This is a genomic window from Rahnella sp. P4_A8, from assembly GCF_056402435.1.
This window is the reverse complement of sequence record NZ_JBFUHK010000331.1, coordinates 1-718: the sequence shown is the minus strand read 5'-3', so window position 1 is coordinate 718 and position 718 is coordinate 1. Positions and strand designations below refer to the sequence as shown.

Here is a 718-nt window from a genome sequence, read left to right as displayed (position 1 = left end):
TATCTGTGGCGCTCCACCGGCGACAGCCAGGCGCACCGCTTCACGCTTTCCCGCGTACTGTTTCGCAACGGCGACATGAAAACCGCCGCCAGCCTCGGGCTGACGCACCGCCTCAACCGAAATTATCTCAACGATGCCCCGCTGGAAAGCAGCACCCGCAGCCTGACCAGCTGGACCGCCGGTATCAATCACAGCCAGAAACTCTGGGGCGGATACGCCACGCTTAACCCGGCGTTCAGCCGTGGCGTGCCGTGGTTTGGCGGCGAAAGCGATGAAGATAAAAATCCGGATGCCCCGCGTGCGGAGTTCTCTAAATGGACGCTGTCCACCAGCTATTACCGGCCTGTCACGCAACGCATTACCTGGCTGACCAGCGCCTACGGCCAGTGGGGCGATGACCGTCTTTACGGCAGCGAACGCCTGACGATTGGTGGCGAAAGCTCGGTGCGGGGGTTCAAAGAGCAATACATCTCCGGCGACAACGGCGGCTACTGGCGTAATGAGCTGGATACCCAACTGTTCACGCTGCCGGTGCTCGGCCAGATCAGCGCCGTGACGGCCCTCGACGGCGGCTACCTGCAACGCAGCAATCACGACACCAATGCGTCCGGCACCTTATGGGGCGGGGCGGTGGGTTTATCGAGCAGTAACGCACATTTCTCCAGCCAGTTTACCGTCGGCTGGCCGCTGAGCTATCCGGACTCACTGGCACCGGATC

Annotated in this window: 1 protein-coding gene; it reads left to right on the top strand. The window is 61.8% G+C overall.

What is annotated here, in order from left to right; genetic code table 11:
- A partial coding sequence (locus AC1DUO_RS25795) for a ShlB/FhaC/HecB family hemolysin secretion/activation protein (RefSeq protein WP_477989569.1) occupies window positions 1-718 on the top strand: 718 nt, incomplete at both ends.